Origin of the sequence: Amycolatopsis sp. Hca4 (genome assembly GCF_013364075.1) — a bacterium.
Lineage (GTDB): Bacteria > Actinomycetota > Actinomycetes > Mycobacteriales > Pseudonocardiaceae > Amycolatopsis.
The window spans coordinates 2681490-2694930 of record NZ_CP054925.1; the positions used below are offsets into that span (position 1 = coordinate 2681490).

General features: G+C 69.8%; 16 protein-coding genes. 10 read left to right on the forward strand and 6 right to left on the reverse strand.

Annotation, left to right across the window (positions count from 1 at the left end; translation table 11 throughout):
- The first annotated feature begins 244 nt into the window (after positions 1 to 244).
- Complete coding sequence (locus HUT10_RS11520) at positions 245 to 673, forward strand: hypothetical protein (RefSeq protein ID WP_176171187.1); 429 nt, start codon at positions 245 to 247, stop codon at positions 671 to 673.
- On the forward strand, positions 667 to 1113 hold the full coding sequence (locus tag HUT10_RS11525; protein ID WP_254896830.1) for a hypothetical protein: 447 nt from the start codon (positions 667 to 669) through the stop codon (positions 1111 to 1113). The genes HUT10_RS11520 and HUT10_RS11525 overlap by 7 nt, the downstream gene beginning before the upstream one ends.
- On the opposite strand, the gene HUT10_RS11530 is transcribed toward HUT10_RS11525, so the two are convergent.
- Both HUT10_RS11530 and HUT10_RS11535 read right to left on the reverse strand, forming a co-directional pair.
- Positions 1068 to 1505 (reverse strand): L,D-transpeptidase, encoded by a 438-nt coding sequence (locus HUT10_RS11530; RefSeq protein ID WP_176171188.1) that lies wholly within the window; start codon positions 1503 to 1505, stop codon positions 1068 to 1070. The genes HUT10_RS11525 and HUT10_RS11530 overlap by 46 nt on opposite strands.
- 96 nt (positions 1506 to 1601) lie before the next feature.
- Positions 1602 to 2510, reverse strand: coding sequence for a hypothetical protein (locus HUT10_RS11535; protein WP_176171189.1), 909 nt, complete (start codon positions 2508 to 2510; stop codon positions 1602 to 1604).
- Between the two features lie 123 nt (positions 2511 to 2633).
- On the opposite strand from HUT10_RS11535, the gene HUT10_RS11540 reads away from it, so the two are divergent.
- On the forward strand, positions 2634 to 2939 hold the full coding sequence (locus HUT10_RS11540) for a hypothetical protein (protein WP_176171190.1): 306 nt from the start codon (positions 2634 to 2636) through the stop codon (positions 2937 to 2939).
- A 4-nt stretch (positions 2940 to 2943) separates the two neighbouring features.
- Here HUT10_RS11540 and HUT10_RS11545 read toward each other — a convergent pair whose 3' ends face one another.
- The gene (locus HUT10_RS11545) at positions 2944 to 3378 is read right to left on the reverse strand and encodes a hypothetical protein (RefSeq protein ID WP_176171191.1); all 435 of its coding nucleotides are present in this window, start codon (positions 3376 to 3378) and stop codon (positions 2944 to 2946) included.
- 336 nt (positions 3379 to 3714) lie between these two features.
- Between HUT10_RS11545 and HUT10_RS11550 the strand changes: the two genes are divergently transcribed.
- Positions 3715 to 4590: a helix-turn-helix transcriptional regulator gene (locus tag HUT10_RS11550; protein WP_176171192.1), complete on the forward strand. Its 876-nt coding sequence runs from the start codon at positions 3715 to 3717 to the stop codon at positions 4588 to 4590.
- 31 nt (positions 4591 to 4621) lie between these two features.
- Entirely contained in the window at positions 4622 to 5326 is a 705-nt protein-coding gene (locus tag HUT10_RS11555) for a 2OG-Fe dioxygenase family protein (RefSeq protein WP_176171193.1), read from the forward strand.
- 247 nt (positions 5327 to 5573) lie between these two features.
- Here HUT10_RS11555 and HUT10_RS11560 read toward each other — a convergent pair whose 3' ends face one another.
- Positions 5574 to 5954 (reverse strand): STAS domain-containing protein, encoded by a 381-nt coding sequence (locus tag HUT10_RS11560; protein ID WP_176171194.1) that lies wholly within the window; start codon positions 5952 to 5954, stop codon positions 5574 to 5576.
- Between the two features lie 139 nt (positions 5955 to 6093).
- On the opposite strand from HUT10_RS11560, the gene msrA reads away from it, so the two are divergent.
- From msrA to HUT10_RS11585, 5 genes are all read left to right on the forward strand, one after another.
- Positions 6094 to 6609 (forward strand): peptide-methionine (S)-S-oxide reductase MsrA, encoded by a 516-nt coding sequence (gene msrA, locus HUT10_RS11565; protein ID WP_043775135.1) that lies wholly within the window; start codon positions 6094 to 6096, stop codon positions 6607 to 6609.
- A 322-nt stretch (positions 6610 to 6931) separates the two neighbouring features.
- Positions 6932 to 9208, forward strand: coding sequence for a M4 family metallopeptidase (locus HUT10_RS11570; protein ID WP_176171195.1), 2277 nt, complete (start codon positions 6932 to 6934; stop codon positions 9206 to 9208).
- A gap of 73 nt (positions 9209 to 9281) precedes the next feature.
- The gene (locus tag HUT10_RS11575) at positions 9282 to 9797 is read left to right on the forward strand and encodes an OsmC family protein (RefSeq protein ID WP_176171196.1); all 516 of its coding nucleotides are present in this window, start codon (positions 9282 to 9284) and stop codon (positions 9795 to 9797) included.
- Between the two features lie 63 nt (positions 9798 to 9860).
- On the forward strand, positions 9861 to 10838 hold the full coding sequence (locus tag HUT10_RS11580; RefSeq protein ID WP_176171197.1) for an ATP-binding cassette domain-containing protein: 978 nt from the start codon (positions 9861 to 9863) through the stop codon (positions 10836 to 10838).
- The gene (locus HUT10_RS11585; protein ID WP_176171198.1) at positions 10835 to 11638 is read left to right on the forward strand and encodes an ABC transporter permease; all 804 of its coding nucleotides are present in this window, start codon (positions 10835 to 10837) and stop codon (positions 11636 to 11638) included. Before HUT10_RS11580 ends, HUT10_RS11585 begins: the two co-directional genes overlap by 4 nt.
- An 8-nt stretch (positions 11639 to 11646) precedes the next feature.
- On the opposite strand, the gene HUT10_RS11590 is transcribed toward HUT10_RS11585, so the two are convergent.
- Both HUT10_RS11590 and HUT10_RS11595 read right to left on the reverse strand, forming a co-directional pair.
- A complete protein-coding gene (locus tag HUT10_RS11590; protein WP_176171199.1) occupies positions 11647 to 12882 on the reverse strand; it encodes a hypothetical protein in 1236 nt (411 codons plus the stop codon).
- Between the two features lie 142 nt (positions 12883 to 13024).
- Complete coding sequence (locus HUT10_RS11595) at positions 13025 to 13441, reverse strand: nitroreductase/quinone reductase family protein (protein WP_176177781.1); 417 nt, start codon at positions 13439 to 13441, stop codon at positions 13025 to 13027.

Here is a 13441-nt window from a genome sequence, read left to right on the forward strand (position 1 = left end):
GGACGGTAAAGTCCAGGTCAGAGCCGCGCCGTTGGGCGACACCACCCCGGGGGAGGAAGGTCATCCGGCCGGATTATCAGTGATCTGACAACTCGGCCGCGTTTCGCAGGCCCTGGCCACCAGGCGAATCAACCGGCGCAGTCACCCCCTCACGGCGGCGAGCGGGATACTGTCTGCGCCAGGTGACGGTGATCGACACCCGCGCGGCGGTACCCAATCCCGCTTGATCGACTATCGTTCCCCCATGACGCTGGAACTCACCGGCGGACCCGATTTCGCCGCACAGGCCCCGAAAATTTCGCGCTGGACCCGGCAGTACACCGCGGTCGCGGTCACCTTCGGCTGTCCCGGGCGCACGTTCGAACGAGCGCCGCGGGTGTGGAGCGGACGCGGCCTCGGCCTCCCTGAGGCCGAGTTGGCGGGGTTCGCCGCGCAGCTGCGCCGCGTCATGAAGCACGAGGCCTACTGGATCGCCCGCGATCGCCACACCGGCGAAGCGGCCGTCTGGTCGCCGGGCCGTTACGACGACGAAGACGGTTTCGTGTACTTCACCGGCCCGTGCAGCCACAGCGACCCGTGGCCCGGCTATCGGCCGGCACGCGCGTTCACCATCGCGCTCCCCCGCATCCGCGGCCTGCGCATCCGCGTGGCGGCGTACCTGGCCGCGTGCTGAAAGCAGCAGCCGCCGGTGCCGTCGCCGCCGTGGTGAGCGGGGTCCCGTCGACCGTGCACGCCCTCCTCACCGGCCGTGACGTCCTCGCCGCCACCCGGGCCGCCGGCACCCTGCTGCCCGGCCGACAGCGCCGGCCCGGCGTCGCCGCGGGGCTGCTCGCGCACGTCCTGGTCTCCGCCGCGTGGACCGGCGTTCTCGCCGCGGCGGCCCGCCGCCACCGGCTCGGCCTCCGCAGCGGTGCCGCCGCCGGGCTCGTCATCGCCGTGCTCGACCTCGGGATCGCGGCCCGCGCGTACCCCGCTGTGCGGGACTTGCCGCGCGGGCCGCAGATCCTGGACCACCTGGTGTTCGGCGCCGTCACCGGCGCTCTGCTCGACCGTCCACAGCGGACGGATCAGGGGACGACCTCGACGACGTCACCCGGGTTCAGCGAGGTGTAGAACTTCACCGCGGCCGCGCGCGAAAGGTGCACGCACCCGTGGGACTTAACCTTGAGGCTGCCCTGGTGGAACGCGACTCCGGTGGTGGTGAAGAACACCGAGTACGGCATCGGCCCGTTGTACTGCTTGCTGTAGTGGTCGATGTCCCTGTACTGCACGTGGAACTTCCCCACCGGCGTCGGGTACTTCGGCAGCCCCACGGTGATCGGGACGCCGCCGTAGGTGACGTTCCCGGCGCCGTCGGTCAGCCACGCCGTATTCGAACTGCGCTGGACGCAGGCCTTCGCTTCGGCACTGCACGGCGTCGACGCCGCTTCGGCCGTTCCCGCGAACGCCACGGTCCCCGCCATTGCGGCGACCCCGCCCAGAAGTGCGATCATCCTCCGGTTCATCGTGCGCCTCCCGTTGTCGTTCGGCTACACGGGGAGAGTGCCCATCCGGGCGATCTTCGAACCGGAGAACCCGGAAAACCCCGCGAGGCGCGGAAATCAGTTCTGCGGCTGCGAAAGCCCCAGGAACTCGGCCTGCTCCCGGTCGTACCGGCGGGTCAGGCCGGTGCCGTACCGGTCCCACCAGTTGTAGGTGTGACCACCCTGCCGGGTGGTCGTGTCGCCGTAGATCTGGCGGTCGTACTCGACGCGGGCGTCGCGGAACTCCTGCTGGAACTGCTCCGGCGTCAGCCCCTGGACGTGCTGGACGGCCGCGTCGCTCAGCGTGCGCGAGCTGCGCACGATGTCCTCGCCCGCCATGTGGTTGAGGATGGCGCGGACACCGCCGGCGCCGCGCATGTGCGCGCCGGACATGATCGCGGCCTGGGTGCCGGGGTCGGTGAAGTTGAGCGCGCCCGCCGTGCGCGCGTTCGCGGTCATCAGGTCGGCGACGACCGCGCGCTCTTCGGCGCTGCCGATGCCGTACTGCTCCCGCGCGGCGATGATCCGGTCGTAGCCGTTGTGCATGTTCTGCCGGAAGCCGTACGCCTCGGGCACGCCGCCCTGCTCGCCCGTCGCGCCTTCGGACCGCATGATCGAGTCCACGACCCGGGGGTCCAGCTGCGGCGGCGCCGCGGCCGCGGCCGCACCACCACCCTGCCCACCGCCGCCGCCGTAGGCCTGGGCGACGTCGGAGTCGGCCGCGCGGTAGCCGTCCGCGGCCTTCTGGACGTTCTGGTTGACGTTGACCAGCAGGCTCAGCAGCTTCTGCAGCGCGCTGCCCAGCGTGGAGTGCAGCGCCGTGTTGGCTGCCGCGACGCCGCTGCCGATGCCGGCGAACGACAACGCGTCCAGCACCAGGCCTTCCAGGTCGCGGGTGGCCGACAGGAAGGACGACCCGACGTCCTCGACCGCCCTGACGACCGCCCCCATCTCCGCCGTTTCGGCGCGGTAGGCCCCGGCACTCATGGTCTGCTCCCTCCGGACACCGGCTGTGCGAGCCCGAGAATTCCCCACCGGGACGGCCCGGCCCACGGCCGAATTACCCACTGGCTGCGGCAGGACTGCCCACACCGGCGCTAAAGTCGGGAGATGAGCACACCGGACGGCGACCAGAACGTGGTCGAGGGCGAGATCGTCGACGAGACCCCCACCGAGGCGCTGGCGATCCCGGCACCGCCGCTGCCGGAGGCGGACTACAGCGAGGGCGGGGTGCCCAGCTTCGACTTCGTCCGCGACAAGATCGAGAACCGGTACACCACGTCCCTCGGCTCGGTCGACGTCGCCGGCCTCGGCACCGAAAACACCGCCGAGGCCCTCGACAAGAAGATCGCCGACCGCGACCAGGCGGCGAAGGACAGGCTGGCCGAGATCCGCCGCTCGATGCGCGGCGAGTGACCCGTCAGGTCCGGCGCGCGGGGTCCGTCCCGCACTCCGGCGCCCCGTTGCCCCGCAGGAAGTGCGCCGCCGCGTAGCCGGTCCGCCCCGCCGTGGTGCCGCGCAGCCACCGGTCGTCCCCGGATGCCGGTGTTCCGTGCGTCCAGCACTCCGCCTCGAACGTGCCGCCCTCCGCGACCCAGCCGACCCGGCGGCACGTCGCGGCCGCGCACGAGCGGACGTTGAGGCCGTTCTTGCCCGTCCCGGCCACGACGTACGGCGTCGGCGCGGTGCGCGCGAGCAGGTCGCCGCCCCCGCCCGCCGGATTCGCGGGCGAGCTGCCGGACGAGCCGGACGGTCCCGAAGCGAGACCGCCGAGCAGCAGGAAGAGCAGGACGGCCGCGACGGCGGTGGCGGCCAGCACCCGGACGAGCACACCCGGTCTCAGCACGACGAACATGGCGGTTCCTTCCCCTCGGTGCCGTCCGCCGGAGCGGTCCGGTCCCCTCTCGTTCGGTCCTGGTGCTTCCTCACAGTTCTCGGGTCCCGGCCGGGCTCCGGCCTTCTCCTGCAAGTGTCACTCCGGGATGGCTTGCTTTGCAATTCCCACGGAGGAATCCCATGATGGAACACCCGTTCGGCGCAGCACGCGCCCGACCAGCAAAAATCCGCCGTTCGGCGCGTCCAGGGGGTGGCTTACCCCCTTCAACCGCCGGATGGAGTATGGTCGCGGCGCAATGGGAAACCCACCGACGGAGTCCCATCACAGACGGCCCACGGCGAGAACGAAGGCTCCATGTCCCCCACGCAAGGCCCGATCGTCCCGCGTCGCCGGATCGCGGACACGCTCCGGAGCCTGCGTGACGAGTCCGGCCGCACCCTCGAAGAGGTCGCCGAGGCGCTGCTGATCTCGACGTCGAAGCTGTCCCGGCTCGAGAACGCGCAGGGCAGCCCGCAGGCCAGGGACGTCCGCGACCTGATCCGCTTCTACGGCATCGAGAACACGCAGCTGGCCGAGCGGCTGATGCGCTGGGTGAAGGCGTCCGGGCGGCAGGGCTGGTGGACCGACTACTCCCAGACCACCGCGACCCCCGGCCTCGACGCCCACCTCGCGTACGAGTCCGAAGCGACGGTGGCCCGGATCTACACGATCCCGCTGCTGCCGGTGCTCCTGCAGACCCCCGACTACGCCAGGGCCCAGTATTCGACGCACGAGCCGTGGTGGTCGGCCGAGGAGGTCGACCAGCTCGTCGAGCTGCGCGAGCACCGCAAGCACGTCCTCGCCGAGCGCGAGGACATGGAGCCGCTGCGGCTGGTCGCGGTGACGCACGAATCGGCCCTGCGGCAGTTCGTCGGTTCCCGCGAGATCATGCACGCCCAGCTGGACCACCTGGTCGAGCGGTCGACCGCGCCGAACATCGAACTGCGCGTCTTCCCCTTCGCCCATCCCCCGCTGTTCTCGATGAGCTGCATGTACGCCTACTTCGAGTTCGAGGACGAGCTCGACCGCGACATCGTGCACATCGAAACCCACGCCGGGTTCCGGCACATCGAGACCGCCAAGACGGTCGAGTACTACCGCGGCTACCACGACGCGCTGGTGGCCGCCTCGCTCGAGCCAGACGAAAGCCGCGCCCTCATCCGCGAAATCCAGACCGCGCAGTTCGGCTGATCCCCGCCCTTTTCACGTTGGGACCCCACGCATGGCTTTCGATCTTCCCGTTCCCGAAAACCTCCGGCTGCACCGGAAGCGGCTCGACACCGACGGCTACCTCGTCGTCTCCGACGACGAGCTGGGGCTGCCCGGCGCGCGGCTGCGCGAGCACCTCCTGCGCACGTACTTCACCCCGGACGTCCTCCGCTGCTACCCCGGTGACATCCCCGCCGACCGGGAACGCGCCAGGGACGTCGTGGAGTACGCGTGGCAGGGCGAGACGCCGGTGCTGGCCGAGCACCCCGAGATCGCCATCGAGGACCGCGGCGGCCGCCCGGAGCGGCGCGAGTACGCCCGCACGCCGGTGGCGCACGACCCGCTGTTCGCCGGCTGGATCCGCGCCGCGCTCGGCCTGATCCCGGAGGGCCGCCGCCGGTCGCGGGGGACGTTCGGGGTCAACATCTTCCGGACGTTCACCAACGTCGTGACCCGCCCGCACGCCGACGGCGAGGAGTTCGTCTTCGTCTACGTCGTGGACCGCGAGGGCACCGGCGCCGAGACGACGCTGTTCAACCCCGACGCGCCGGACACCGTGGTCCACACCCAGCGGCTGGAGCCGGGGCAGCTCATCGTGTTCGAGGACGCCCGCTTCCTGCACACGGCCAGCCCGCTGATCGCCCCGGCCGGCGGCCGCGCCCGCCGGGACGCCCTCGTCTGCACCGTGGACTACCCGCAGACCTACGGGCTCGGCTGAGGGCTCGCCGCGTCGCGGCCACGGTCCTCGCGGACGACGGCATCTCGCGCCTGGTCCCGCCGCCGCAGGAGCCGCGGCCGACGCAACAGACCGCATCCGGGGCGATCTGGTGGCCGTCGGGGGTGGACAGGCGTACGCGTGCACGAGCGAGGTCATCGCGCTCGCCCTCGCCCTCGCCGAGCCTGCGGCGAACAGCCGCGGGCCGCACTCCCCGGCCGGGCGCACGAGACCCCACGCGCGAACGCTCTCAGCAGAGCAGCCAACGCATCTCGGCCGGCTGGTACCGGGCGATCGCGAGCACGCGGTGCGGGAACACCGGGACCCGGCCGGCCAGCCCGGTGAGCCGGACCACCCGTTCGACGTCGCTGCCGGGCGACACGATCAGGCAGCCCGCGATGCCGCGCGCCCGGCACACCTCGAACACGTTCAGCAGGCCGCGGACCGCGCGGGCCGACAGGAACCCCAGCAGACCGAGGTCGACGACCAGGAACCGGGGAGACGGCAGCTCGCACAGCGCGGTCTCGAGCACCGTCGCCCAGCGCACCACCGTCGTGATCCCCGGCTCACCGCGCATCTCGACGACCAGCACGCCGCCGGAACGTTCCAAGGCGATGTCGTCGTCGCGCATCGCGCCTCCCGGGAGCCGACCCCGTCCCTCACCCATGGTCGCACGCTCGTCAGGCTTCCGTAATACCCGCGTGGAATCATCGGAGGCGCCCGGCAGTTGTAACAGCCGGTAGCACCGCACGAGAAGAAGGAGTGACGCCGTGACCACGTCAACCGAAAGGGCCGTCCTGGCCGGCGGCTGCTTCTGGGGCATGCAGGAGCTGTTCCGCCGTCAGCCCGGGGTGATCTCGACCCGGGTCGGTTACAGCGGCGGCGACGTCCCGAACGCGACCTACCGCAACCACGGCACGCACGCCGAGGCCATCGAGGTGATCTACGACCCCGCGCAGACCACGTTCCGTGACCTGCTCGAGTTCTTCTTCCAGGTGCACGACCCGACGACGAAGAACCGCCAGGGCAACGACATCGGCCTGAGCTACCGCTCGGCGATCTTCTTCGAGAACGACGAGCAGAAGCGGGTCGCCGAGGACACGATCGCCGACGTGGACGCGTCCGGGCTGTGGCCGGGCAAGGTCGTCACCGAGGTCAGCCCGGTGGGTGACTTCTGGGAGGCCGAGCCGGAGCACCAGGACTACCTGCAGCGCATCCCGAACGGGTACACGTGCCACTTCGTGCGCCCGGGCTGGAAGCTCCCGAAGCGTGAGAAGACCGCCTGACACCAGCACCTCCGAAGGGCCCCTTCGCCGACCACCGGCGAAGGGGCCCTTCGTCGTCCCGGACGCAGTCAAGATGCGCCGAACGGCGGTGATCCCCTCCAAGTCCTCAATGGACAGACCGCGGACCGGATCCCAATGGTGTCGAATGTCCTTTTTGGGATGTATTGCTACTTTCCGATAAGACCGTACGTTCGTCGCTTGTTCACAGCTCCTTTACCCCGGATGCTGATTTCCGCTAAGCCGCACCATTTTTCCCCGTCGTCCCCGTTCTCGGCCCGGCTCGACCCCGGGCCGGTTCGCCCTGCCCGGAGGAGATCCTTCGATGCACCTGAGACGTCCATTCGTCTTGGCCGCGAGCGGCGCCCTCATCGCCGCGATGTGCACGACCACCACCGCCTCGGCCCAGCCCGTCACCCCGAACGCCCTCCCGGACGCCCAGACACTGGCCGTCTCGGCGGCCGCCGGTCTCGTCGCGAGCCGGCCCGCCGCCCTGCACGCCAGCGCGGACGATGTTTTCCAGGCCCAGCAGGCGATTTCCTCGACCAACGGGCTGAAGTACATCCCCTACGAGCGCAGCTACAAGGGCCTGCCCGTGGTGGGCGGCGACTTCGTGGTGGCGACCGACTCGACGGGCCAGGTGCTCGGCACCTCCGTCGCGCAGGACCAGACGATCAACCTCGCCTCCACCACGGCGAAGGTCTCGAAGGCGGCGGCGGAGACGACCGCGCGGCAGCAGCTCACCACGGTGGACAGCGTCAGCCCCGCGCAGCAGGTCGTCTACGCGCTCGGCACGCCGACGCTGGCCTGGAAGAGCACCGTCGTCGGCCGGGACGCCGAGGGCCCGAGCCGGCTCGACGTCATCGTCGACGCCGCCACCGGCAAGGTGCTCAAGACCCAGGAGCACGTCCTCAACGGTGACGGCACCAGCGCGTGGAACGGCCCGAACCCGGTGCACCTCGACACCACGCACTCGGGCAGCACGTACTCGCTGAAGGACCCGACGATCACCAACACGTCCTGCCAGGACGCGGCGAACAACACCACGTTCTCCGGCCCGGACGACCTCTGGGGCAACGGCACCGCCAGCAACCGCGAAACCGGTTGCGTCGACGCGCTGTTCGCCGCCCAGACCGAGAACAAGATGCTCTCGCAGTGGCTGGGCCGCAACAGCTTCGACGGCAACGGCGGCGGCTGGCCGATCCGCGTCGGCCTGAACGACCAGAACGCCTACTACGACGGCACCCAGGTCCAGATCGGCAAGAACACCGCCGGCGGCTGGATCGGCTCGATCGACGTCGTCGCGCACGAGCACGGCCACGGCATCGACGACCACACCCCGGGCGGCATCTCGGGTGCGGGCACCCAGGAGTTCGTCGCGGACGTCTTCGGCGCCTCCACCGAGTGGTTCGCGAACGAGCCGTCGCCCTACGACGTGCCGGACTTCCTCGTCGGCGAGCAGGTCAACCTGGTCGGCTCCGGCCCGATCCGCAACATGTACAACCCCTCGGCGCTCGGCGACAAGAACTGCTACGACAGCAGCGTTCCCAACGGTGAGGTGCACGCGGCCGCCGGTCCCGGCAACCACTGGTTCTACCTGCTGGCCGAAGGCACCAACCCGACCAACGGGCAGCCGACCAGCACCACGTGCAACAGCTCCACGGTCACCGGGCTCGGCGTGCAGACCGCGCTGAAGATCTTCTACAACGCGATGCTGCTCAAGACCTCCAGCAGCTCGTACCTGAAGTACCGCACCTGGACGCTGACCGCGGCGAAGAACCTGTTCCCGGGCAGCTGCACCGAGTTCAACACCGTCAAGGCGGCGTGGGACGCGATCAGCGTGCCGGCGCAGTCGGCCGACCCGACCTGCTCGGCGACCGGCACCGTCACCGTGTCCAACCCGGGCAACCAGTCGACCACGACCGGCGCTTCGGTGAACCTGCCGCTGTCGGCCTCCGGTGGCACCGCGCCGTACACCTGGTCGGCCTCCGGCCTGCCGGCCGGCCTGTCCATCAACGCCTCCACCGGCACGATCTCGGGCACCGCGACCACCGCGGGCACCTCGAACGTCACGGTGACGGCGACCGACAGCGCCAGCCACTCCGGCACGGCGTCGTTCTCCTGGACCGTCGGCACCACCGGCGGCTGCTCCGGCCAGAAGATCGTCAACGGCGGCTTCGAGTCGGGCAGCGGCAGCTGGACCGGCACCACCGGCGCCATCGGCCAGTGGGGCTCGTCGGGTGAAGCCGCGCACGGCGGCACCTACTCGGCCTGGCTCGACGGCTACGGCTCGACGCACACCGAGTCGGTCGCCCAGTCGGTGAGCATCCCGGCCGGCTGCCACGCCAGCCTGACGTTCTACCTGCACATCGACACCGCGGAAACGACCACCACCACCGCCTACGACAAGCTGACCGTCACCAACGGCAGCGCGACGCTGGGCAGCTACTCCAACCTGAACAAGGCCTCCGGGTACACCCTCCGGACGATCGACGTCTCGTCGGCCGCCGGCAGCACCCTGGCGCTGAAGTTCACCGGCACCGAAGACAGCTCGCTGCAGACCTCGTTCGTCATCGACGACGTGGCCGTGACCCTGAGCTGAAGCTGACGCAGTAAGCGGGGAGGCCGGGAAACCGGTCTCCCCGCTTCTGCGTTTTCCGGAGCAGAATCGGCGCATGGACACCGAAGAGCTGCGCGCGACCCAGGCACCGCTGAAGGACAAGTACCGCGAGGACCCGCAGAGCGCGCTCGTCACCCTGCACGCCGGCGCCGAGCTGGACGGCCTCGGCATCTCCTGCAAGGTCGAGACCGGCCGCGCGGTCGTCGAAGCCGGCCTGCACCCGGCGACCGGCGGCGACGGCACCCTCGCCTGTTCGGGCGACATGCTGCTCGAAGCGCTCGTCGCCTGCGCGGGCGTGACGCTGCGGGCCGTGGCGACGTCGCTGGGCCTCGAGGTCCGCGGCGGGCGCGTGCGGGCCGAAGGCGACCTCGACTTCCGCGGCACGCTCGCCGTCGCGAAGGACGCACCGGTGGGCTTCCGCGCCATCCGGCTGTCGTTCGACCTCGACACCGACGCCTCGGAAGAGCAGCTGGCCACGCTGAAGAAGCTGACCGAGCGCTACTGCGTCGTGTTCCAGTCGCTGCGGACGCCGCCGGAGTTCGCCGTCACGCTGTCGGCGAACCAGGGATAAACCCGGAGGACAACCCGGACGGAGTGGCCTAGCTTGTCGGGGTCACCTGAAGGGGGAGCCGCCATGCCACCACCTGAACCGGAGCCGGCCGTCCGGGTCCGCGGGCTCGTGAAGACCTACGGTTCGACGCGCGCGCTCGACGGCGTCGATCTCGACATCCCGGCCGGGCAGGTGCTCGGCCTGCTCGGCCCGAACGGCGCCGGGAAGACCACCACCGTGCGCATCCTGACCACGCTGCTGCGCCCGGACTCCGGTGAGGCTTCGGTGGCGGGCCACGACGTGCTGGCGGAGCCGGACGAGGTCCGGCAGCGGATCGGGCTGTCCGGCCAGTACGCCGCCGTCGACGAGAACCTGACCGGGTTCGAGAACCTGTACATGGTCGGGCGGCTCTACGGCCGGAAGAAGGCCGCGGCCCGCTCGCGCGCCCGGGAGCTGCTGACGCGCTTCCGGCTCGAAGAGGCCGCCGACCGGCCGGCGAAGGGCTACTCCGGTGGCATGCGCCGCCGGCTCGACCTGGCCGGCGCGCTGGTCGCCGAGCCGGCCGTGGTCGTGCTGGACGAGCCGACCACCGGCCTCGACCCGGGTGGGCGCCTCGACACGTGGGCGGTCATCAAGGAGCTCGTGGCCGACGGCACCACCGTGCTGCTGACCACCCAGTACCTCGAAGAAGCCGACCAGCTCGCCGATTCGATCGTGGTGATCGACCACGGCCGGGTGATCGCCCGCGGCACGTCCGACGAGCTGAAGGGCCAGATCGGCGGCGAACGCCTGGAGCTGGTCGTCGCGTCGGCCGCGGACCTGCCGGTCACCCTCGAAGTGCTGCGCGAGGTGGGCACCGGCGAGCCGTCGGGCGACGAGCACACGCGGCGCGCCGAGATCCTGGTCGACACCGGGCCGAAGGCGCTGATCGAGGCCCTGCGGCGGCTCGATTCCCACGGCGTCACGGTCCAGGACGTCGGCCTGCACCGGCCGACCCTCGACGACGTCTTCCTGTCCCTCACCGGCCACGGCGCCTCGGCGGTCCAGGAGGCTGCGAAGTGAACACGCTCGCAAAGAGCATCTCCGACGGCGGCATCGTCACCTGGCGCAACCTGATGAACGTCCGCCGCAATCCGGACTGGCTGATGGCGGCAACCCTGCAGCCGATCATGTTCGTCCTGCTGTTCGCGTACGTGTTCGGCAACGCGATCGGCGGCGAAGCGGGCGGCGCGGCGTACCGCGAGTTCCTGATCGCCGGCATCTTCGCCCAGACGGTGGCGTTCAACTCGGCGTTCACGGTGATCGGCTTCGCCAACGACCTGCAGAAGGGCATCATCGACCGGTTCCGTTCGCTGCCGATGTCCCGCGTCGCGGTGGTCTTCGGCCGCACGACGTCGGACCTGGTGGTCAGCGTGGTGGCGCTGGTCGTGATGTCGCTGTGCGGCCTGCTGGTGGGCTGGCGCATCCGCGGCAGCTTCTGGGACGCGCTGCTGGGTTACCTGGTGATGCTGCTGTTCGCGTGGGCCCTGTCCTGGGTGGGCGCGCTGATCGGCCTGGCGGCGCGCAGCGTGGAGGTGGCGCAGAGCGCGGGGCTGATCTGGATGTTCCCGCTGAGCTTCATCTCGTCGGCATTCGTCCCGACGGGAACGTTGCCCCCGTTCCTCAAGGCAATAGCGGACTGGAACCCGTTCACGGCGGTGATCAACGCAACCCGCGACTTGTTCGGCAACCGCTTCGGTCCGGCCCAGACGGGCTGGCCGGCAGAACACGCGGCGCTGTACGCAATCTTGAGCTGCGTGGCGATCATCGCGATCTTCGCCCCACTGGCCACGGCCCGGTACCGCCGGGTGGCGAGCAAGTAGGAGGACAGTTACTTCTGCAGCGGGAACTTGGCCGGGCTGAGGCTGCCGAACAGGAGCAGCACGATCACTGCTCCCAGGTAGAACAAAAGCCAGAGGGAAGCCGCAAGCCGGGAATAGCGGTCGACGGCATCGACAGCCCGGCCGGCAAGGGAACTCCAGTGCCGTTTCGGAACTGCTTGCTGGACCGGGACACCGTCGTGGTCGAAGGCCTCGGTAGCCTGGGCGACGGTCTCCGAAAGAAGAGGGTCGGCCGGACCGGCGAGGACGGCCACGACATCCTTGAGCATGATGGTGACCTCGTCGGGACAAGCGCCGGTCAGCGACTTCGTGCCCGCGAGGAACGCCTGAATCCGGCTACTGCACGCGCGCAGGATCGACGCGACCGGGTGCTGTCCGAAGACCAGGTCGATCCGCGCGGCCGCCGCGTTCAACGCCCGCGCGGCTCGAGCGAAGAGGATTCGGCGCTTCCCGAGGCGATCGATGATTCCTGCGCGGCGCTTGCTACGCACGAATCTTCGCTCGTGATTTTCCGTGGCCAGAAGCCGCTGAACGGCCACGGCAGCGTGCGCGGTCGGCAACGCGACGGCTATCGCCCGCCTCAGCAGACCACCGATGACGAAAGTGGCGGCAACACTCAGCAAGAACAGCCCGCCGTAGCCGTCTTCGGTGGTGAAGTCCAACGGGTTCGCCCGATGAGCGGGTTGGGGCTCCGACGGGCTGGAGAGCCTCGACAAGGTGAGGGTCAGGCCGAGGTAGAGCCCAGCACTCGCACTCCATCGGAGCCAGGTGTAGAGCCAGACCTGACGAAGGAAACCGAATCTGTTGACGACGCCTACCGTTTCGGCCAAGAACGTGAAATCCGGAGTTGTCCAGAACATTTGCGCTTTGCCGTTGGTCAGGTAACGGACCGCGTGCACCAGGAACACCGCGCCCCACACGGCACCCAGAAGGGCTACGACGGGTGGTCCGCTCACACTCGGATCGGTAGTGCTTTCACCGTTCAGTCTGCCGACTTCCCGCCACACGGCCAGAATGGACAAAGTGCCGACGTACCACACGAACGCCGCGGCCGCAATTCTCGATACGGCACCGATCATCGCAGCGGTGTACTTCTTCCGCCGCCCTTTCGAACGCCACGCGGACCACCATGCCCGAGCCGACCATCTCGGTATCGTCCGTGCGGTCACTTCTTCCGGCAGCGTCTTGCTCTGCAGCACATTCGCCAACACGAACAGCGCCAGCACACCGGAAGCCAAGCTCACGAAAACAAGAACGGCGGCGACCGGCGTTGTCAGAAGCGCTACGAGAACACCACGAGTGTGCACCGGCTTACGACTACCACACCCGAAGCCCGCACAGGACGGACACGAGCCGCGACGAGGTGTTTCAGTCCTCTTCGGACAGCTCCACGATCGGGATGACCCGCTTCGCCTGCCGCGCCTTCGCTTGGTGGTCGGCCAGGAACGGATACTCCTCCTCGAGCTCCGTCCACGTCCGCACGTAGTCGGCGCCGAGCAGCGGCAGCGCCTCGGCGTCGAACTCCCGCCCGTCCGCCTCGACGTGCACCCGCGGGTCCGCCGTCAGGTTCAGGTACCAGTCAGGGTGCTGCGGCGCGCCGATGTTGGACGCCACCACCAGCCACCGGGAGCCGTCGCGGTGGACCATCATCGGGACCGTTCGGGGCTCTCCCGAAGTCCGGCCCGTCGTCGTGAGCAGGACGAGCCGGTCCCGGTGCATGCCGTCCACCTCGCCGCCCGCCCGGAACTGCTCGATCACCCTGCGGTTCGTCTCCTGGACGTCCAT

Excerpts from the sequence above, each read along its gene's own strand:
- HUT10_RS11580 (WP_176171197.1), top strand. The coding sequence starts at position 9,861 with ATGCCACCACCTGAACCGGAGCCGGCCGTCCGGGTCCGCGGGCTCGTG.
- HUT10_RS11540 (WP_176171190.1), top strand. The coding sequence starts at position 2,634 with ATGAGCACACCGGACGGCGACCAGAACGTGGTCGAGGGCGAGATCGTC.
- HUT10_RS11520 (WP_176171187.1), top strand. The coding sequence starts at position 245 with ATGACGCTGGAACTCACCGGCGGACCCGATTTCGCCGCACAGGCCCCG.
- HUT10_RS11575 (WP_176171196.1), top strand. The coding sequence starts at position 9,282 with ATGGACACCGAAGAGCTGCGCGCGACCCAGGCACCGCTGAAGGACAAG.
- HUT10_RS11530 (WP_176171188.1), bottom strand. The coding sequence starts at position 1,505 with ATGAACCGGAGGATGATCGCACTTCTGGGCGGGGTCGCCGCAATGGCG.
- HUT10_RS11535 (WP_176171189.1), bottom strand. The coding sequence starts at position 2,510 with ATGAGTGCCGGGGCCTACCGCGCCGAAACGGCGGAGATGGGGGCGGTC.
- HUT10_RS11570 (WP_176171195.1), top strand. The coding sequence starts at position 6,932 with ATGCACCTGAGACGTCCATTCGTCTTGGCCGCGAGCGGCGCCCTCATC.
- HUT10_RS11550 (WP_176171192.1), top strand. The coding sequence starts at position 3,715 with ATGTCCCCCACGCAAGGCCCGATCGTCCCGCGTCGCCGGATCGCGGAC.
- HUT10_RS11595 (WP_176177781.1), bottom strand. The coding sequence starts at position 13,441 with ATGGACGTCCAGGAGACGAACCGCAGGGTGATCGAGCAGTTCCGGGCG.
- HUT10_RS11555 (WP_176171193.1), top strand. The coding sequence starts at position 4,622 with ATGGCTTTCGATCTTCCCGTTCCCGAAAACCTCCGGCTGCACCGGAAG.
- HUT10_RS11560 (WP_176171194.1), bottom strand. The coding sequence starts at position 5,954 with ATGCGCGACGACGACATCGCCTTGGAACGTTCCGGCGGCGTGCTGGTC.
- HUT10_RS11545 (WP_176171191.1), bottom strand. The coding sequence starts at position 3,378 with ATGTTCGTCGTGCTGAGACCGGGTGTGCTCGTCCGGGTGCTGGCCGCC.